General features: G+C 73.2%; 10 protein-coding genes. 3 read left to right on the top strand and 7 right to left on the bottom strand.

What is annotated here, in order from left to right; translation table 11 throughout:
• The 6 genes from DVA66_RS04200 to DVA66_RS04225 all read right to left on the bottom strand — a co-directional run.
• Window positions 1-724 (bottom strand): DNA polymerase III subunit delta' (locus DVA66_RS04200; protein ID WP_232821751.1); only part of this gene is annotated, 724 nt, incomplete at its 3' end.
• Window positions 721-1,368: a dTMP kinase gene (tmk, locus tag DVA66_RS04205; protein ID WP_232821752.1), complete on the bottom strand. Its 648-nt coding sequence runs from the start codon at window positions 1,366-1,368 to the stop codon at window positions 721-723. The genes tmk and DVA66_RS04200, both read right to left, overlap by 4 nt.
• A gap of 37 nt (window positions 1,369-1,405) precedes the next feature.
• Window positions 1,406-2,932, bottom strand: coding sequence for a CYTH domain-containing protein (locus DVA66_RS04210; RefSeq protein WP_114558926.1), 1,527 nt, complete (start codon window positions 2,930-2,932; stop codon window positions 1,406-1,408).
• 3 nt (window positions 2,933-2,935) lie between these two features.
• Entirely contained in the window at window positions 2,936-5,710 is a 2,775-nt protein-coding gene (topA, locus tag DVA66_RS04215; protein ID WP_114558927.1) for a type I DNA topoisomerase, read from the bottom strand.
• Window positions 5,711-5,855: 145 nt separating this feature from the next.
• Window positions 5,856-7,253 carry a glycosyltransferase family 2 protein gene (locus DVA66_RS04220; RefSeq protein WP_114558928.1) on the bottom strand — a complete coding sequence of 466 codons (1,398 nt, stop codon included), beginning with the start codon at window positions 7,251-7,253 and terminating at the stop codon, window positions 5,856-5,858.
• A complete protein-coding gene (locus tag DVA66_RS04225; protein WP_157973830.1) occupies window positions 7,250-7,858 on the bottom strand; it encodes a winged helix-turn-helix transcriptional regulator in 609 nt (202 codons plus the stop codon). Before DVA66_RS04225 ends, DVA66_RS04220 begins: the two co-directional genes overlap by 4 nt.
• Window positions 7,859-8,280: 422 nt before the next feature.
• On the opposite strand from DVA66_RS04225, the gene DVA66_RS04230 reads away from it, so the two are divergent.
• Window positions 8,281-8,760, top strand: coding sequence for a hypothetical protein (locus tag DVA66_RS04230; protein ID WP_114558930.1), 480 nt, complete (start codon window positions 8,281-8,283; stop codon window positions 8,758-8,760).
• Between the two features lie 129 nt (window positions 8,761-8,889).
• Window positions 8,890-17,394: an OmpL47-type beta-barrel domain-containing protein gene (locus tag DVA66_RS04235; protein ID WP_157973831.1), complete on the top strand. Its 8,505-nt coding sequence runs from the start codon at window positions 8,890-8,892 to the stop codon at window positions 17,392-17,394.
• Between the two features lie 79 nt (window positions 17,395-17,473).
• Here the strand turns inward: DVA66_RS04235 and DVA66_RS04240 are convergent, their stop codons facing one another.
• On the bottom strand, window positions 17,474-18,979 hold the full coding sequence (locus DVA66_RS04240; protein WP_114558932.1) for a DUF7059 domain-containing protein: 1,506 nt from the start codon (window positions 18,977-18,979) through the stop codon (window positions 17,474-17,476).
• A gap of 318 nt (window positions 18,980-19,297) precedes the next feature.
• Here DVA66_RS04240 and DVA66_RS04245 point away from each other — a divergent pair, with 318 nt between their 5' ends.
• Window positions 19,298-20,671: a dicarboxylate/amino acid:cation symporter gene (locus DVA66_RS04245; protein ID WP_114558933.1), complete on the top strand. Its 1,374-nt coding sequence runs from the start codon at window positions 19,298-19,300 to the stop codon at window positions 20,669-20,671.
• Window positions 20,672-20,764: the final 93 nt, after the last annotated feature.

A 20,764-nucleotide genomic window follows, 5' to 3' on the forward strand; every position in this document is an offset into this window, starting at 1 on the left:
CCGCGCTGAGGCAGGCGCCGAGGTCGGTCAGCCGGCCCGGGATGCGCAGCACCTCCCGCCGCCGCTCCCGGGCGGACTCGTCGCGGGCCAGCACCCGGGCGCGGCCGATGTGGCCCTGGGCCGCCCGGGCGACCTCGGCGGCCAACGACTCCTCCACGCCGTCGCGGCGGTGCAGCAGCGCGGCCACGTCGGCCGGCCGGGGGGTGGCCAGGGTGAGCAGGCGGCAGCGGGAGCGGATGGTGGGCACCACGTCGTCGGCGGTGGGCGCGCAGAGCAGCCACACCGTCTTGGGGGACGGCTCCTCGATGCTCTTGAGCAGGGCGTCCGCACCGCGCTCGGTGAGCCGGTCGGCGTCCTCGACGACGAGCACCTGGCGACGGCCGAGGGTGGGGCTCATCGCCGCCCGGCGGACCAGCTCGCGGACCTCGTCCACCCCGATCGAGAGCATCTCGGTGCGCACCAGCGTGACGTCGGGGTGGGCGCCCGACAGCGACGTCCGGCACTCCGAGCACTCCCCGCAGCCCTGCCGCGGGCACTGCAGGGCGGCGGCGAAGGCGCGGGCGGCGGTGGATCGTCCCGAGCCGGGTGGGCCGACCACCAGCCAGGCGTGGCTCATCGCGTGCCGGTGCCCGGCCGCGGCGCGGCGCAGCACCTCGACGGGGCCCTGCTGACCCACCAGGTCGGCCCACACCCCCGGCGGCAGCTCGGTCGCAGTCGTGCTCACCGGACCACCGTGCCACGCCCGTCCGACAGCTCCAGCAGCGCCGACACCCGCCCCCAGACCGTGGTGGCGATCTCGTCGCGCGGCCGGCGGGCCGGCAGCACCAGGTAGCGGTCGGGCTCGCGTGCCGCCAGCGACAGGAACCCCTGGCGGACCCGGTGGTGGAACTCCGCGCCAGCGCCCTCCAGCCGGTCCTTGCTGACCAGCGTGCCGACGGCCTGATCCGGGTCGAGGTCGAGCAGCACGGTCACGTCCGGACGCAGCCCCTCGGTGGCCCAGCGGGCCACCTGCTCCACCTCCCCGGCGTCGAGCACCCGACCCGCGCCCTGGTAGGCCAGCATCGAGTCGACGTAGCGGTCGCAGACCACGACCGCCCCGCGGGCCACCGCCGGCCGCACCACCTCGGCCAGGTGCTGGGCCTTGTCGGCGGCGTAGAGCAGCGCCTCGGTGCGCGGGGCCATCTCGGTGTGCGCTGGGTCGAGCAGCAGGGCGCGTACCAGCTCGCCCAGCCGGGTGCCGCCCGGCTCGCGGGTGCGCACCACCTCGTGGCCGGCGGCGGTCAGCCGTTCGGCGAGCAGCCGGGCCTGAGTGGACTTGCCGACGCCGTCACCGCCCTCGAGGACGACGAAGAGCCCCGGGCCGCTCACCACCGTGCCCCGAGCCGGAGCCGTCGCCGACGCCGGCTCACCAGCCGGCGCCGTTCGCCTTGACCGCGGCCCGCAGCCGCTCCTCCAGCAACCCCCACTGCGACAGCACCTCGCGCCGGGCCCGGGTCTGGGCGCCGAGCAGCTGCTCGTAGCGGCGTCCGGCGCTGAACGCCTGCTGGGGCCCCAGCGCGCTGACCGACCGCTCGATCTCGGCCAGCTGCGGGTCGACGCAGCCGGGCAGCAGCTCGGTCAGCCGGCGCACCCGCTTGTCGACCTTGCGGGCCCAGGTGGGCAGGTTGCGCCGCGCCACCAGCGTGGTGGCGTGGGCCTGGTCGGCCAGCACCCGCAGCCCGGCCCAGTCCTCCGAGGGCGACGTCGGCGACAGCGTGCGCCCCGCCTTGAGCAGGGCCCGCACCGACTGCTGCACCGCGAGCGCGACCGCCTCGGTGGCCGGTGCGGTGCCCGCCCCGCCGAGCCGCGGCACGCTGGAGGACTGCACGACCAGGTCGAGCAGGCGCAGGTAGCGCTGGCTGCGCAGCACCGGCCCGGCCGTCACCGGCGCCCGCCCCGCGGCGGCGTCCAGGCCGCCGAGCTGGTGGATCAGCCAGTCGAACTCCTGGTCGACGTCCTCCACCCAGCGCGGCTCCAGCGCCTGGGCCAGCCCGCGCAGCTCACCGCGCAGCCCGGCCAGCACCTCGGTCAGCAGCCGGGCGTCGTGGGTGGTGCCCGTGCGCAGCGACAGGTCGGCGGTGAGCCACTGCCGCAGCCGGGCGGCCAGCAGCGCGGTGACGAAACCCTCCAGGTCGGTACCGGTGTCCCACTCGACGTCGTCGAAACGGCCGAGCGCGGAGGCGGGGACGCCGAGCCGGGTGGCCGGCTGCGGCAGCTCCTTGACCCGGGTGCCGCCGACGGCCTGCAGGGACTCGGTCAGCCAGCCCAGCTGCTTGCGGTTGAGGTCGACCGGCTGCAGGGTGACCTCCCGGTAGCGGGTGACCGTCATCCCGCCACGCCGGACCGTCACCCGGTCGTCGTGCAGCACGGCGCGGGTCTCGTGCCCGGCGCCGCGGATGACGAACTCCGAGCGCTCGCAGTGCAGTGCCGCCACCGGCTCCAGCGGCGCGTGCCGCCGGAACGGGAGCACCAGCTCGGCCAGCCCGGGCGGCAGGTCGGCCTCCCCCATCGGCTCGATGGTCTCCACCGGCAGGTAGGGCGCCCAGCCCGGCGCGGCGAGATACCACTCGCCACGGCCCTCGGCGACCCGGTGCGCCAGCGTCACCCCGGCCCGGGTGAGGCGGAGGTCGGCGGCGTCCAGCACGGTGACGTCGATCTCGTACTGGGCCGGACCGCGGGAGACCATGCTGACCAGGTCGAGGTCGGGGCGGGCGAGGCGCTGCCCGGCCACCCCGTAGGGCAGCTCGAAGTAGCGCCGCTTGGCCGGTGCCGGCCGGTCCTTGCCGACGCCGGTGCGCTCGCGGACCTCGCTGCCGGCCCGCAGCACGTCCGGACGCCGGCCCGGGTCGGCCCCGTCGGTCTCAGCCGCCGGGAGGTCGGTGCGCCGCGCCACCGCTCACTGCCCGGTCCGGCCCGACCCGGAGGTCGAGCGCGCCGGCGTCGTCTTCTTCGCCGCCGTCTTCTTCGCGGTCGTCTTCTTGGCCGCCGTCTTCTTGGCGGTGGTCGTCGTGGTCGAGGTGCTCTTGCGCGCCGCCGTCTTCTTCGGAGCCGCCTTCCGGGTGCTCTTCTTCGCCGGGCCCTTGGCCCGCTTCTCGGCCAGCAGCTCGGCGGCCCGCTCGGGGGTGAGCGTCTCCAGGTCGTCGTCGCGGCGCAGCGTCGCGTTGTACTCCCCGTCGGTGACGTAGGGGCCGAAGCGGCCGTCCTTGACGACCATCGGCCGCCCGCTGGCCGGGTCCTCCCCCAGCTCCTTCAGCGGCGGCTTGGCCGCAGCCCGGCCCCGCTGCTTGGGCTGGGCGTAGATCGCCAGCGCCTCGTCCAGGGTGATGTCGAAGATCTGCTGCTCGCTGCTCAACGAGCGCGAGTCGGTGCCCTTCTTCAGGTACGGCCCGTAGCGGCCGTTCTGGGCGGTGATCTCCACGCCCTCGGGGTCGGTGCCGACCACCCGCGGCAGGCTGAGCAGCTGCAGGGCCTGCTCCAGGGTGACGTCCTCGATGGTCATCGAGGAGAACAGCGAGCCGGTGCGCGGTCTGGCGCTCTTGGGGGCGTCCTCGGGCAGCACCTCGGTGACGTAGGGCCCGAACCGGCCGTTACGGGCGACCACGGTGTGCCCGGTCTCCGGGTCGGTGCCGACCTCGCGCTCCTCACCCATCGGCCGGCTCAGCAGCTCCCGGGCGAGGTCGACGGTCAGCTCGTCGGGCGGCAGGTCGTCGGCCACGTTGGCCCGCCGGCCCTCGGCGTCCTCGACGTAGGTGCCGTAGCGGCCCACCCGGACCACCAGCCCGGAGTCGACGTCGCCGAGCTCGAAGGTCGACAGCCGCCGGGCGTCGATGTCGCCGAGCTCGTTGACCAGGGTCTGCAGGCCCTCGTGGCCGCCGCTGGGGCCGAGGTCGGTGCTGGCGCCGCCGAAGTAGAAGTCGCTCAGCACGGCCAGCCGGTCCGCCCGTCCGCCGGCGATCTCGTCGAGGACGTCCTCCATCTCGGCGGTGAACTGGTAGTCGACCAGCTTGGCGAAGTGCTCCTCCAGCAGCCGGGTGACGGCGAAGGCCAACCAGGTCGGCACCAGCGCCGACCCCTTCTTGAACACGTAGTCGCGGGCGGTGATGGTGCGGATGATCGAGGTCGTCGTCGACGGGCGCCCGATCGACAGCTCCTCCATCTTGGCCAGCAGCGACGGCTCGGTGTAGCGGGCCGGCGGGGACGTGGTGTGGCCGTTGGGCGTGACGGTCTCGGCCGTCAGCCGCTGACCCTCGGCGAGCTGGGGCAGCCGGGCCTGGGCGTCGTCGGACTCCGCCCCGCTGCTCTCCTCCACCGACTCCACGTAGGCCTTGAGGAAGCCGTGGAAGGTGATGGTCCGACCGGTGGCGACGAAGGTGCAGGTCTCGCCCTGCTCGGGCCGGGCGGAGATCTCCACCCGCACCGACTGGCCGCGGGCGTCGGCCATCTGCGAGGCGACGGTGCGCATCCAGATCAGCTCGTACAGCCGGAAGGCGTCACCGGTGAGCCCGGTCTGGGCCGGGGTGCGGAAGGTGTCGCCGGCGGGCCGGATCGCCTCGTGCGCCTCCTGGGCGTTCTTCACCTTGGAGGTGTAGACCCGGGCCTTCTCCGGCAGGTACTCCGAGCCGAACAGCTGGCGCACCTGGGAGCGGGCGGCCTCGACCGCGCTCGCCGAGAGCGTCACCGAGTCGGTGCGCATGTAGGTGATGAACCCGCGCTCGTACAGCTCCTGGGCCACCGACATCGCGCGCTGGGCGGTGAAACCGAGCTTGCGGCCGGCCTCCTGCTGCAGCGTCGTGGTGCGGAAGGGGGCGTAGGGACGGCGGGTGTAGGGCCGGGACTCGACCGAGCTGACCGCGTAGGCGGCCGTCTCCAGCCGGGTGGCGAGCTCGCGGGCGGCGGGCTCGTCCAGGTGCAGCTGGTCGCCCTTGAGCCGGCCGCGAGCGTCGAAGTCGCGGCCCTGGGCGATCCGGCGCTCCCCGACCGTGGTCAGCCGGGCGCCGAAGGTCGGCTCGGCCTCCGACTCCCCGCCCGTCCCGAGCACGGCGTCGATGTCCCAGTAGCTCGCGCTGCGGAAGGCGATCCGCTCCCGCTCGCGGTCGACCACCAGGCGGGTGGCGACCGACTGGACCCGGCCGGCCGAGAGCCGGGGCATGACCTTCTTCCACAGCACCGGGGAGACCTCGTAGCCGTAGAGCCGGTCGAGGATGCGGCGGGTCTCCTGGGCGTCGACCAGGTCGGTGTCGAGCTCGCGGGGGTTGGCCACCGCCTCCGCGATCGCGCCCGGCGTGATCTCGTGGAAGACCATCCGGCGGGCCGGCACCTTCGGCTTCAGCTCCTGCAGCAGGTGCCAGGCGATGGCCTCGCCCTCGCGGTCGCCGTCGGTGGCCAGCAGCAGCTCGTCGACGTCCTTGAGCGCGGCCTTGAGGTCGCGGATGGTGGCCTTCTTCTCGGGTTGCACGACGTAGAGCGGCTCGAACCCGGACTCGACGTTGACCCCGGTGCGGGCCCACTTCTCACCCTTGTACTTGGCGGGGACGTCGGCGGCACCGGTGGGCAGGTCGCGGACGTGGCCGCGGCTGGACTCCACCACGTAGCCGTCGCCGAGGAAGCTCGCGATCTTGGTCGCCTTGGTCGGCGACTCCACGATCACCAGTCGTCGGGTCGTTGTTGCCACTGCTGCCTCTTCCGTCTGCTCCGCCCGCCGTCCGCTCCGGTCTCCCGGCGGGCACGGTGGACACCGTACCCCCAACGGCCGACGTCGGTCGGGTCCCGCGGGACGGACGACGCAAGCGCCGGCGGCACACCGCCCCGGGCCCGCCTCAGGGCATCGGGACGGCAGCCGGCGCCCGCCGCGGGAGCGGAGCCTCCGCGGGCCGGACCACCGCCGGCACGGGTTCGGCGGTGACCTCGATCCGGCTCCGGGTCCCCCACGCCGAGCGGCGCAGCGTGACCAGCGACCAGGCCCGCATCGGGATCATCACGAAGAGGTTGAGCAGGCCGAACAGCGGCGTCACCGCGAAGGTCAGCAGCCGCGACCGCAGGCGCTGGTCCGGCCGGACCACGTCGAAGTAGCGCACCGAGCGGACCAGCGACATGGCCGCCACGAAGATCAGGTAGTCCAGCAGCACCATCTGACCGCTGACCAGCGGGTGCACCACCAGCACCCAGGCGAGCATCGAGGTGAAGACCACCCACTGGGCCAGCTCCAGCAGCGACAGCCACCAGGCGGCGCGCCGGGGCGTGTGGTGGCGCAACGACCAGAGCGACTCACGGAAGAAGGACCTCCCCCAGCGGGCCTGCTGACGCAGGTAGTGCGAGACGTTCTCGGGCACGGCGGTGTGCGCCACGGCCTGGGCGGCGAGCACCGCCTCACCGGTGAGCAGGGCCCGGTTCGTGAGGTGGCGGTCGTCACCCACCACGGCCGGGGCGCCCAGGAACCGCTGGGTGAGGAACCCGGCGAGGTTGCGGTGCACCATGTCGGCCCGGTAGAGCGCCAGCACGCCGCACACGCAGAGCACCGAGCCCAGCGTGCTGTAGGCGCCACGCTCGATGAGGAAGGCGTTGACGTAGCGCACGTCCACCAGCCGGGTCAGCAGGTTGCGGTCGTGGTTGGACGGGATGACCATCCCCGTCACCGCCTCGGTCCGCGGGTTGCTGAACGGCCGCATCCCCTCGCGCAGCGACTGGGGCTCCAGCCGGGCGTCGGAGTCGATGCAGGCGTAGACGTCGACCGTCCCCTCCAGCGCCCGGAACCCGGTCGCCAGCGCCTCCCGCTTGCCCCGGTTCTCCGGGTGCACGAGCAGCTCGACGCCGGGCGCCGAGCGCGCCAGCTCCCGGGCACCGGGGTCGGTGGAGGCGTCGTCGACGACCACCACGCGGTGCGGACGACGGTCCTGGTCGCGCAGTGAGTCCAGGCACTGCCGCAGCAGCTCGGCGTCCTCGTTGTAGACGGTGACGACCACCCCGACCCGCAGGTCGTTGTCCGGGTGCTCGGGACGCGGCACGAGCGAGAGCACGAGCTTGAGGACGAGCAGCGGCAGCAGCAGCGCGCCGTAGAGCGAGAGCCCCGAGCCGCGCAGCACGAGCGCGGCGGTCAACCCGGCCAGCCCCGCGAAGAGGAGGACCGCGAGCAGCGGCTTGGCCTCGACCCGGGTGACCCCGGCGCGGACGCCGGCACCCTGCGCCGGTGCCGTGGTGGCCGTCCCCGCGGTGCTCACGAGGCCTCCAGCCGGTAGCCGACGCCCCGCACCGGCTGGACCACGCGCGGCCCGTCGGCGAGCTCGATCTTGCGCCGGAGCCGGCTGAGGTGCGACTCGAGCGCACGCGAGCTGCCCCCACCCTCGTGCAGCGCGACCCGGGACAGCTCGATCCGGGTGAAGACGCGAGCCGGTTGGCGCGACAGCACGGCCAGCAGCTCGAACTCCGAGCGGGTCAGCTCGACCAGCCGCGAGCCCACCCGCACCTCGCGGCGGCCGTGGTCGATGGCGAGCTGTCCCCAGGTCCAGCGGTCGGCGTCGCGGTCGCGGCTCTGCACGGCCCGGTGGTGCAGCCGGAGCACCACCCGACGCAGCTCGTCGAGCACCCACGGTCCGGTCAGCACGTGGTCGGCGCCGTCGAGGCGAAGACGTCGTCCGACCCCTCGGTCGCGCTGCTCGAGCAGGACCAGCAGTCCCACGTCCTCGTGCAGGTGCCGGGTCAGCCGGCGCACCGCCTCGGCCACCCGGTGGTCGCCACCGTCGGCCTGGACCACGAGGAGGGACGGCACCTCGTGCCGCAGCCGACCGATCGCCGCGGCGACGTCGTCCACCTCCTGGTAACCCACCGATAACCCGGCGGCCACCCCCTGCAAGGAATTGAGTGAACCGCTGGAAATCCCCAGCCGTACGATCAAGAAAGTTGACAGATGTGTAGCACGTGATGTCATCCGAACGCTTCTCCCCCGATGAGCGTCTGACACCGCCGCCGCGGCCCTTCGGTGCGCCACGACGACGCCTGGCGAGCCCTCCGAGCTCGCCGATGGCGCCACTCTGACCCACGTGCAAGCACCCGCAGAAGGCCCGTTATCTGTTCGTTATAGGACCGCGAGCCTTCGCCCGACCCCGTCGGTGAGGCTCTAGCCAGCCATACGGGAGATTCGGGGGAATCGGAATGGCAGAACACCGGGCGCATCGGCGCCACCAGGGCGGTCGCACCCGACCGCGACTCGTCGTCACGGGCGTCGCCACCGCCGTCGCGTCCGTCGTCGTGCTGGCCGGCCTGGTGGTCGGCCAGCACGGCGCATCCTCCGGCGCCGGCCCCGCGCCGGTCGGGCCGGGAGCCACATCGCCGGAGCAGGGGTCGGATGACCGGCCCGGCACCGAGCAGCCCACGCCGCAGTCGGTGCCGCTCGGACCGGCCGAGGAGCCGGGCCCCGGGCCCGACCTCACCGAGCTCGAGGCGGCCGCCGAGGAGGAGCCGACGCCGCCAGCCGGCTCCGACGACCTCGACGAGGTGACCACCGCACCCGACGAACCGGACCCGGCCGAGCAGGCCGAGCAGCTCGACGAGGCCGTCGAGCGCCACGAGCGCGACCAGGACGAGGCGGTCGAGGCCGCCTCGCTGGACGAGCTCGCCGAGGCCGAGGAACCAGCCACCGACCCCGACGTCCCGGGCGACCTGGAGGGCGAGGCCCTCGAGCAGCAGGAGCAGCTCGCGGCCGAGCTCGAGGACGTCCTGCCCGAGTAGGCCGCCGGCCCGCCCGGACGTCCACCGGGCCCGTCCCGAGCAGCCCACCGGGCCGTTCGACCACACCACCGCCCGTCCCCGCACGTCCTCTCCACGCCACCAGCGCCGTCCCACTCGAAAGGAATCCCGGTGTCCGGATCAGCTGCGCGCCGCCGTTGTGCCGCCGCGCTCGCCGTCTTCGCCATGCTGCTGACCTCGTTGGTCGCCAGCCCCTCCACGCCCGCGGCGGCAGCCGAGAGCACCGGTCAGGTCGACGCCCAGGGCCAGGCCTGGCGCACCCACGACATCACGCCGACCACGGCCGGCACCGTCACCGCGAGCCTCGCCTGGCCTGCCGCCGGCGCCGACCTCAACCTCTTCGTCCGCCGGGTCGACGACCCCGACGCCGCCACGGTCGGGCCGATGCTGGGTCACAGCAGCACCGCGTCCCGGCCCGAGCAGCTGAGCTGGGAGGCCGTCGCCGGCCAGACCTACCGGCTCTACGTGCAGGCAGCGGCCGGGGTGAGCGACTACACGCTCAGCACCGACCAGACCGCCGACCCCGAGCGCCGCTACCTCGGCACCGTCGCCTCGGCCGGGCAGACCTACCGGGCGCACCCGTTCTCGGTCACCGCGCCGACCGTGGTGGCCGGCAGCCTCGGCTGGACGGGTGGGGCCGACCTCGGGCTCTACCTGCGCACCAAGAGCGGCGCCGTCGTCGACGTGATCCGCTCCGACGCGAACCCGGAGCGGCTGACCGCCGAGGTGCCGGCCGGCGACTACGAGTGGCTGGTCCGGGCCGAGAGCGGCACCGCGGCCTACGAGGTCACCTCCTCGCTGCGTCAGGCGGGCGCGCTGACCGCCGACCAGGAGCGTCACTTCACCGCCCAGGCCGGATTCGTCTCCACCGGGGGCGGCCGGCAGGTGTATGAGTCCCACGACGTCACCGTGGGCGCCGACGGCGAGCTGGGTGTCCAGCTGGACGCCGTCGGGGACGCGAACCTCGACCTCTACCTCAGCCCCCTCTCGACCGGTGGTCAGGTCGGGGCGATCCTGCTGTCCTCGGCCACCACCGCCGACATCGAGCAGCTCAGCCTGCCGGTCAGCGCCGGCGAGCGGTACCGGCTGACCGTGAAGGCGACCTCGGGCGCGTCCGGCTACGACCTGCGTGCGACCCTGCGGCCCGGGCCCGGACGGTCCATCGTCGGCACCACCGACCCCGCCTCGCAGAACTGGCGCACCTACACCCTGGCCGTGGACGAGCCGGGCCTGGTGACCGCCGAGCTCGGCTGGTCCGGGCCGGGTGACCTCGCCCTCTACCTGCGCGACCCCGAGGGCGACCTGGTTGGCATCTCCAAGACCACGGCGAACCCGGAGCGGATCGCCTTCGAGGTCGACGAACCCGGTGACCACCAGCTCGTCGTCTCCTCCACCGGCAGCGCCGCTGCCTTCACCCTGGACGCCGCGCTGCAGACCGGTGCGGGGCGCAGCTTCCCCGGCCACCTGGGCTTCACCGCCACCGGCGGCGGCCGTCAGGGCTACGACTCCTTCGACTTCACCGCCGCCGAGGACGGCACCGCGACCGCGTCGCTGGGCTGGCAGGGCGGGGCCAACCTCGACCTGTACGTCCGCGAGGTCACCGACCCGCAGACCCCGGACGCCGGACCGCTGCTGGCCAGCTCGCAGACCCCGGCCACTCCGGAGCAGCTGTCCTTCCCCGCCGAGGCCGGCAGCACCTACCGGCTCTACGTCTCCGCCCCGAGCGGTTCGGCCCACTTCGACCTCGACGTCGCGGTGCAGGCCACCGCCGACGAGCGCACCTTCCTCGGGACGTCCCACACCACCGGGCAGCGCTACCGCAGCTACCCCTTCGAGGTGTCCGGACCGGGCACCCTGAGCGGCAGCCTCACCTGGCAGGGCCCGGCCGACCTCTCGCTGTTCGTCCGTGACCCCGACGGCGCCCTGGTCGGGGAGTCCGTCACCGCCGGCAACCCCGAGCAGGTCAGCCTCGCGGTCGAGGGGGCCGGTGCGTACCAGCTGGTGGTGGCCGCCAACAGCGGTTTCGCCGCCTTCAGCCTGGACGCCGCCTTCGTCGCCGGCGAGCCTGCGCAGGCGTGCGCGCCGCTGTCCACGCTGGGCTGTGCCGCCCTGGTGCCCGAGCCCCCGGTCGCGCTGTCCTTCGACGGCTCGGGCGGCGGTCTGGTCGACGGTGACGGCCAGGGCACCGGGTTCACCGTGGTCGACCCGCCCTCGGCGCGGCTGGCGGCCGACGGGACGCCCAGCGACCCCGAGGTGCCCGGCTACGAGCCCTCCCTGCTCGACGTGCACGACGGCGTCCTGAGCATCGAGGCCACCCGCGGCATCCAGTACGCCGACAACGTGCAGACCACCGGCACCAACTCGTTGCTCAACGCCCTGGGCGTCGGGGTCGACGCCGCCGGCGGCGTCACCACCGTCCGCACCACCGTGGTCGCGCCCGACTTCGACACGACCGCGAGCGCGGAGAAGGGCGGTCTGTGGTTCGGCCTCGACGAGGACAACCTGGTCAACCTCAGCGTGCAGAACCAGGCCGGCACGAACGTGCGGGTCCAGTTCCAGCGCGAGCTCGGCGGGAAGGTCGTCGCGGCCAGCGACGAGAAGAACTCGGCGGTCTTCGCCGAGGGCACCGACGTCGAGCTGGCGCTGGTGCTCGACGACGAGGCCGGCACCGCCACCGCGAGCTACCAGGTGGGCACCGCGGCGCCGGTCGAGCTCGGTTCCTCCACCGTGCCGCAGTCCTTCTTCGACGGTGCGGCACTCGCTGAGGGCGGGGAGCCGGCCAGCATCGCCGGCGTCTTCGCCACCGAGCGCAACGAGACCACCAACCCGCTGACGGTGGCCTTCGACGACTTCGCCGTCGAGGTGGAGCGGGAGGTCGACCCGGGCAACACCGCGCCGGAGGTCCTGCTCACCGGTGACCGCACCCTCGTCGAGGGTCAGCGCACCCGGATCCCGGTCGGCACCTTCGACGAGGACGGCGACGAGGTCGCCGTCACCGTGACGGGTCTGCCCGAGGGTCTGGCCCACGCCGACGGTGTCATCTCCGGCACGCTGGCCCCGGGCACCGCGGCCGAGCAGCCCTACACCGTCGAGGTGAGCGGGAACGACGGCAGCGAGACCAGCACGGCGTCCTTCACCATCACGGTGCTCGACGACCTGGCGGTCGACGTCAACTTCCAGCCCGCGAACGCCCCGGTGCCCACCGGCTACCGCGCCGACAGCGGCGCACCCTTCGGCGACCGCGGCGACGGGCTCAGCTACGGCTGGGTCGCGCAGGATGGTGGCACCCCGCTCGACATGACGAAGAACCCCCGGCTCCGCACCCGGACCGGGATCGACCCGCGGCTCAACTCGCTGATGCACATGCAGTACGCCGACATCGGCACCGTCTTCGGTGGCAGCACCAACTGCAGCACCAACCAGTGCACGCCCGGGTCCTGGGAGATCGCCGTCCCGGAGGGCCTGTACGAGGTGGCGGTCTCGGTCGGCGACCAGCCCGGCGGCGGGGGCGAGTACGGCGCCCACCACGCGATCAACGTGGAGAACGGGGTGGCCATCGCCCGGTTCCAGGGCACCAGCGGGCAGGAGTTCCTCGAGGCGACGGTGCAGACCGGTGTCGAGGACGGCCGGCTGACGGTCAGCGCGGTCGGCGGGCAGAACACGAAGATCAACTACGTCCGGGTGCGCAGCCTCGGCGCGCAGCCCTTCGTCACCGCGACCATCCCGGCGCTGCGGGCCACCGACGTCGCCCTCGACACCTCGGTCTCGGCCTCGGTCTCCGTCCCAGGCACCGGTCTGGGCGTCGATCCCGATCGCGCTACCTCGCTCACCGACGCGGCGGTCAAGCTCTTCGAGCAGACCCCGACCGGTGAGGTGGAGGTCGCGGGCAACCGCGGCTCCACCGGCGGCAACGACACCATCGCCTTCAGCCCGGCTGCCGCGCTGAAGCCCGACACCACCTACCGCTACGTGATCGACGGGGTGCTGGACGAGGCCGGCAACACCTTCGGGACGTTCCAGACCCTCTTCACCACCGGGAAGGACGACGGCGGGCAGAACGAGGAGGAGTTCACCCCGGTCGAGGGCGTCAGCTTCGAGAAGGTGCTGCTGCCCACCGCCTCCGGCGCGGCCAACGGGAAGTACTTCGCCTCGCTGGTCGTGCACGACGGCCACCTGTGGGCGACCACCATCGGCCAGGGCATGTTCCGCTACGAGATCCTGCCCGACGGCACCCTCGGCCCGGCCCAGGACCTGGGTCTGTTCGCCGGGCGGGCCGCGGTCGGTCTGGTGTTCGACACCTCGGACCCGGACCTGGCCTGGGTCACCCACGCCACAGCCAACCTCGGCAACGAGAGCGCCCGGATCGGCTCCAAGCTGTCGGTGGTCGACTTCTCCGACGTGGACGCACCGGTGGTCACCGACGTCTTCGTCAACCTGCCCCGCTCGCAGAAGGACCACCTGTCCAACTCGCTCAGCTACGGCCCCTCCGGCGACGGGGGTGACCCGTGGATGTACTTCCTGCAGGGCTCGAACCAGGCCGCCGGTGACGTCGACGGCGCCTGGGGCACCCGCGGGGAGACCCAGCTGACCGCCGCCCTGCTGCGGTTCGACCCCGAGCAGGTGCTGCAGGACGTCCGCGCCGCCGGCCCGGTCGACGTGGCCACCGAGGAGGTCGGCGGCGACTACGACCCGTACGCCGACGACGCCCCGCTGGAGATCTACGCCACCGGCATCCGCAACGCCTACGACCTGCTGTGGCACTCCAACGGCCACATCTACGTCCCGACCAACGGCACCGCCGGCGGTGGCAACAGCCCCGGCGTCACCGTGGCCGGCGGCACGATGACGATGAGCACCACCCAGCAGGCCGGGCAGAACGGCTACGGCAACGGCACCGACGTCACCGAGGTGTGCAGCACCCGGCGGATCGACGGCCAGCCCTACACCGGCGGCTCCGTGCCCGCCGTCACCAACCACCCGACCCAGCGCGACTTCCTCTTCGACGTCGAGCAGGGTGGCTACTACGGCCACCCGAACCCGGCCCGGTGCGAGTGGGCGCTGAACAACGCCGGCCGGCCGGAGGGCGCGGGCTCGGGTGGGTCGAAGTACCCGGCCAGCACCGAGCCGGACCCGAACTTCCGGGGCTGGGCCTACGACTTCGACTTCAACAAGTCGCCCAACGGCGTCATCGAGTACACCTCCGACACCTTCGACGGAGAGCTCAAGAACCGGATGATGGTCATCCGCTTCAGCGGCAACGACGACATCCTCACCATGCAGGTGGCCGGTGACGGCGAGGTGCTCGGCGCCCAGAACGGCACCGACGTCCCGGGCTTCACCGGCTACGCCGACCCGCTGGACCTGGTCGAGGACACCTCGGTCAACCCCGGCAACCTCTACATCAACCAGTACAACCGCGGCGGTGAGCCGCAGCAGCTCTACCTGCTGCGGGTGCCCGAGGGCCAGACGGGCGGGGGCATCGACCTCAGCACCGACGAGGTGACGATGTCGGCGACGCTCAACGACGAGCAGGCCACCGACAGCACCCAGATCACCCTGCACAACACCGGCGACGAGCCGGTCGCGGTGACGGCCGCACTGCGCGGCACGCACGCCGGGCAGTTCAGCGTCGGCGCCCCGGGCACCGTCGCCGCCGGCGGGGAGAAGGCCCTGACCATCGGGTTCGACCCGAGCGGCACGGTCGGGGTGCGCACGGCGGAGCTGGTGCTCACCACCCCGGACGGGGCGACCCGCACGGTGGCGCTGCGGGCGCTCGCCTTCCAGGGCCAGGAGGGTGGGGAGGAGCCGCCGTTGCAGCTGGTCCTGGACACCCTCGAGCTCGACGTCGTCGCCGGCTGGAGCGGACTGGCTGGGGGCACCGACCCCGCACCCAAGGGCGACGAGGTCCTGGCGCCGCTGTTCGAACGGGCCGGCGACGGCCCGGTGACGATGCGGCCGGTGGCTGCCTTCGCTCCGCAGGAGAACCTGCCCTTCGGCTGGTACACCGCCGAGGGCTCACAGGTCACCACCCGCCAGGTGGGCTCGATCGCCAACGGTCAGCTGCAGACCCTCTACCCGGCCACGGGCGCGGGCAGCGGCAGCGAGTTCGACCCCGGTGAGGCGGAGTTCGGCTTCTACTACTTCTCCAACACCTTCAACCGGACCGGCTACACCGAGGACGCCCGCAACGACAGCGGGGGTCTGCACCGGGCCCGCGTCTACCCGTTGGGTGGCGACCGGTTCCTGGTGGCCTTCGAGGACGCGGCCAACGGCGACTACCAGGACTACGTGTTCGTGGTGGAGAACGTCCGGGTGGCCGGGGACGAGGAGCCACCGCCGGTCGAGGAGACGGTGAAGGTCAACTTCCAGAGCGCGACCGCACCGGTGCCCACGGGCTACCTGCGCGACTCCGGCGACGCCTTCGGCGCCCGCTCCGGGGCCGACCAGGGAAGCGGCCTCAGCTACGGCTGGGTCGGCGCGAGCTCGGGTCAGCCGCTGGGTCTGGTCGGCAACGGCCGCGACCGCAACCTCGCCGCCGACCAGCGGCTGGACACCCTGCTGCACATGGACCTGCCGCCCGACGCCTCGGGCGGGATCGCGCAGGAGGGCAGCTGGGAGCTGTCCGTGCCGGACGGTGCCTACCAGGTCACCGTGGCGGTGGGCGATCCCCAGAAGGGCAGCGCGCCGGAGACCCACGTGGTCAACGCCGAGGGCGTGGCGGTGGTCGACGGCTTCGGCAACTCGCCCGCGGCCAACGGCTCGCCCGACCGCCACGCCACCGAGACGGTGACCGTGGAGGTGCTCGACGGCCGACTGACCCTCGACCAGGACGGGGGCACCAACACGAAGATCAACTACGTGGAGGTGACCCCGGTCGGCGGGCCGGGCGAGCCGCAGACGGTGGCTCAGGTGAACTTCCAGACCGCGGCCGCGCCGACCCCGTCGGGCTGGGTGGCCGACACCGGCCAGCTGTTCGCCGAGGACCGCGGCTACGGCTGGGTCCGGACCGAGGGCGGGGCCGCCAAGACCGCCGACACCCGGCTGCGCAGCTCCGAGAGCGACCCGCTGGATGCCTCGCTGGTCATCGTCGACGACACCACCGTCGCGGGGGTGGTCGACGGTGAGTGGGAGTACGCCCTGGCCGACGGCGAGTACACCGTGGAGGTGTCGGTCGGCGACCCCGACTACGCCGACTCGGTGCACTCGGTCGCCGTCGAGGGGACGCCGGTGGTGCAGGGGTTCGACCCCGGGGCCGCAGGCGACTACCAGACGGGCGAGGCCACCGTGCACGTGGACGACGGGGCGCTGACGCTCGCCTCCACCGGCACGAACACCAAGCTGCAGTGGGTGCGGATCACCAGCACCTCCGACACCGACGTGGTGCCGCCGCGGGTGGCGGTCGCGCTGGAGGGCGACGGCCAGGACGGCGAGTACAGCGGCCCGGTGACCGTCACCGTCACGGCCACCGACCAGACCCTGGAGTTCGTCGACTACTCCGTCGACGGCGGCCCGGTGCAGAACTACACCGCACCGTTCCAGGTCACCGGCACCGGCGACCACACCGTCGAGGTGACCGCGACCGACGGTGCCGGCAACGTCACCGAGCGCTCGATGACCTTCAGCATCGTCCAGCTCGGCAACGGCGACCTCACCCTCACCAACCCCGAGGCGGCGCCCTTCCACGACCGGCTGGTGATGAGCCGGATCCAGTCGACGGCCTCCAACCCGTCCAACGCCGACACCGCGACCGTGCGGATCGGTAACACCGGCAGCGCCCCGCTGCAGGTGCTCGGGCTGCAGGTCGCGGACCCGGACGACTTCGAGCTGGTCAACCCGCCGCAGCTGCCGGCCACGGTGGCCGTCGGCTCCCAGCTGACGCTGACCGTCCGCTTCACCGGGGTCGGCAGCGGGCAGAACACCGCCTTCGAGTCCGAGCTGCGGATCCGTCACAACGGGTCTGACGGGCCGTCGGCGGTGGTCGAGCTGGGCGCGATCTGGCAGTCCCAGAGCGAGGGCGGCAACGAGCCGGACGTGGTCGAGATCGTCGAGGCCTACGGGGTCGGGACGACCATCGTCGGCAGCGGGCAGCAGGTGAACAACTCCGGACGCCTGGAGAAGATCGGCGACGAGGTGCACTCGAGGACCTGGCGCCGGCTCAACACGTCCCAGCCGGTCACGGTGCGCCAGCTCGCGGCCTACCACACCTGCTGCAACAACACCGCGGCCTTCGGCTGGCACCCGGTGGGCAACAAGGGCTCGTTCAACCGGGTGCTCACGCACAACGGAGCGTGGGCGCAGACCCTGCGTCCGCGGATCCAGGGCTCGGGCACCAACCCGGCGCTGGCGAGCTTCACACCCGGTCCGGCGACCTGGAGCTGGCGGATCGACCCGGAGTCGAGCGACTGGACGCTCAACGACACCAGCCCCGACAGCTGCGGCAGCGGTAACGCCGGCTGCCAGCTGGGCCACCACATCCGGATCTGGCCGGTCGAGGACCGCGAGGGCCAGGCCGTCCCCGGGCAGTACTTCGTGACGATGGACTACTCCGGGATCAACTACGACTACAACGACAACGTCTACCTGGTGACCAACGTCGCCCCGGTGGACAGCCAGTGACGGGTCCGCGTCCGCGACGCTGACCTCCCCCGAGGGTCCCGGCAGGCACTGCGCCTGCCGGGACCTGGGGCTCTGCGGGTCAGGCGGGCAGCAGCAGCCCGTCGGCCAGCGCCTCCCGCACCCGGGGCAGCACCCGCGCGCGGACGGCGTCCGGGTCGTCCTCGAGCAGGGTGGCGACCGCGGCCAGGATCTGGCCGAGGGTGAGCTCGCCGTCGCAGGCGCCCAGCACGCCGCCGGTCGCGGTGTCGACGGCCATCGCGTGCCGCAGCCCGCGCTGCTGGCGCAGCACGACGTGCTCGGGGTCGGCCGCCCCGGGACGTCCGATGGTCTCCTGCACGACGTCCTCCGCGAGCCGCCAGCGCAGGGCGAGCAGCTCGTCCTCGGCCAGCAGCGACCAGGTCAGCCCCTGCTGCTGACCAGCCAGCGCCGGCCCGACGGGCTGCTCCACCGCGTGCGGCCAGTCCAGGGTGCGCAGCTGGGGCCGGGCCCGCTCGGCCCGGTGCACCGCGAGCCAGCCCATCCCCACCGCCTCCACCCCGAGCTCGTCGAAGTAGTCCAGCCAGCGGTGGTAGCGCTCGCGGTAGCTGGGGCTGCCGGCGAGCCCGGCGTCGGCCAGCCACAGCTCGACGTAGGCGGCCGGGTCGAGCACCTCGCGCTGCACCGCGAACAGGTCGCAGCCGCTGCCGGCCACCCAGCCCGACACCCGGTCACCCCAGTGCTCGCCGCGGACGTGGGCCCAGTTGGCCAGCACCTGCAGCGTGCCGCCCGGGGCGAGGTGGCGGGTGCCGTCGGCCACCACCCGGCGCACCAGCGCGTCACCGGTGAAGACGCCCTCGCGGTAGACCAGCCGCTCCCCCTCCGGCGGCGACATCACGTACGGCGGGTTGGTGAGGACCAGGTCGAACTGCTCGCCGGCCACCGGCTCGTACAGGCTGCCCTCGCGCAGCTCGACCGGACGGCCGGCGCCGGTGCGCGCCCCGCTCAGCCGCAGCGTGAGGTCGGCCAGCGCCAGCGCCCGCGGGTTGAGGTCGGTGGCGACCACCTCCTCGGCGTGCCGGGCCAGGTGCAGGCTCTGCACCCCGCAGCCGGTGCCGAGGTCGAGGGCCCGACCGACCGGACGCCGGATCGCCAGCTGGGCCAGCGTGGTCGAGGCCGGCGAGGCGCCCAGCACGTAGTCCGGACGCATCGGCGCGACCTGCTGGTCGAGACCGGGGGTGAGGTCGGCCACCAGCCAGCCGCCCGCGCCGTCGTCGTCGCTGGCGTAGGGCCGGACGTCCACCGCCGCCCGTGCGACCTCGCCGGCGGTCTCCACCAGGCCGGCGGCCCGGAGGTCGTCCAGGCTGTCGCCGAGGGCGCGACGCAGCTCGGGCAGCGCGACCTCGCGCTGCAGCAGCCACAACCGCACGCAGGTGGCGAGCTCGGAGCCGTCCCCGCGCAGCGCCCGCTCCGCCGGGACCGTCGAGTTGCGCCCCAGCCCCGCCTGACCGTCGGCGCCGATCAGCGCGAGCACCGGGTCGGAGCGGTAGTCCAGGGTCTCCAGCCGGTCCCGCAGGCGGGCGACGGCGGCGTCGTCGAGGAGGGGCACGGGGCCGAACCTACCGGGGCCGTCGCCTCGGAACCTGTCCGCCGTCGGGGCCGGGGCGGGCGACACGCCGTGGCACGCCGGACGTGACCGCGATGAGATACGCGATCTCGGGCGAAGGCGGAATAGGGGTGCGCTGCGCTAGGTTCCGGTGCTCGTGACGACAGTGTGGGTACCGCTGAGGCGACGGCGTCACGTCGACCTCGCCCTCGTGATCAGCGCCGGTTGTCGCTGACCCCTGCGTCCCCTCATCTCCTCCCGCACCCCGGCCGTCGCCACCTCTGCGCGACGTGCCCCCGCACCCCGAAAGGCAGCTCTGCGATGAGCACATCCGCGACCGAGCACTCGGTCGGCAACGACAAGACGCCCAAGCGCGCGTCCCTCCCGTTCTGGGCCCAGGTGCTGCTCGGTCTGGCGGTCGGCATCGGCCTCGGTCTGGTCGCCCGCACCTGGGAGGTGGACTGGCTGACCACCACCCTGTCCACCGTCGGCAGCACCTTCGTCTCCCTGCTCCGGGTGATCGTGGTGCCGCTGGTGCTGACCGCGATCATCGTCTCGATCGCCAACCTCCGTGAGGTCACGAACGCGGCCCGGCTGGCCGGTCAGACCCTGCTGTGGTTCGCGATCACCTCGCTGATCTCGGTCGTCATCGGCATCACCATCGGCCTGCTCACCAACCCGGGCGCGAGCGCCACGGTCGACCTCTCCGCCGCCGAGGCCTCCAGCACCCAGGGCACCTGGCTGGACTTCCTCAACTCGATCGTCCCCTCCAACATCCTCGCCCTCGGGGCCGAGGCCGACAGCGACGGCAGCGTCTCGCTGTCGTTCAACGTGCTGCAGCTCGTGGTGCTGGGCATCGCGCTCGGCGCGGCCTCGCTGGCCGTCGGCAAGAAGGCCGAGCCGTTCCTCGACCTCAACCGCAGCGTGCTGGAGATCGTGCAGAAGCTGGTCTGGTGGGTCATCCGGCTGGCCCCGATCGGCACCGCCGGTCTGATCGGCCGGGCCGTCGCCAACTACGGCTGGGACCTCATCGGCCCGCTGGCGGTCTTCACCATCGACGTCTACGTCGGCTGCGCCATCGTGCTGTTCGTGCTCTACCCGGTGCTGGTCAAGGCGCACGGGCTGAGCGTGCGGCGCTTCTTCGCCGGCGCCTGGCCGGCGATCCAGTTCGCCTTCGTCTCCCGCTCCTCGGTCGGCACCCTGCCGCTGACCCAGCGGGTGGTCACCCGCAACCTGGGCGTCTCCCCGAACTACGCCAGCTTCGCGGTGCCCTTCGGCGCCACCACGAAGATGGACGGCTGCGCCGCGATCTACCCGGCCCTGGCCGCCATCACGGTGGCCCAGCTGTTCGGGATCGAGCTGGGCATCCAGCACTACCTGCTGATCGCCTTCGTCTCGGTGGTGGGTTCGGCCGCGACCGCCGGTCTGACCGGTGCCGTGGTGATGCTGACGCTGACCCTGTCCACCCTGGGTCTGCCGCTGGAGGGCGTCGGTCTGCTGCTGGCGATCGACCCGATCCTCGACATGATGCGGACCGCCACCAACGTGGCCGGCCAGGCGCTGGTGCCGGTGATCGTCGGCAAGCGCAACGGCCTGCTCGACGAGAAGGTGTACAACTCGGCCAACGTCAGCTCCATCGAGCACGACGACCCGACCGACACCGTCAGCCAGGAGCGTCAGACCATCCCGGTCTGAGCCCCGGCACCCCGACGGCCCGGCACCCAGGCGGGTGCCGGGCCGTCGTCGTCTCAGGCGGGCGGGCGGGCGGCGGCGGCGTCGATGACGTCG

This window comes from Desertihabitans aurantiacus (assembly GCF_003344635.1).
In the GTDB taxonomy this organism is placed as follows: domain Bacteria; phylum Actinomycetota; class Actinomycetes; order Propionibacteriales; family Propionibacteriaceae; genus Desertihabitans; species Desertihabitans aurantiacus.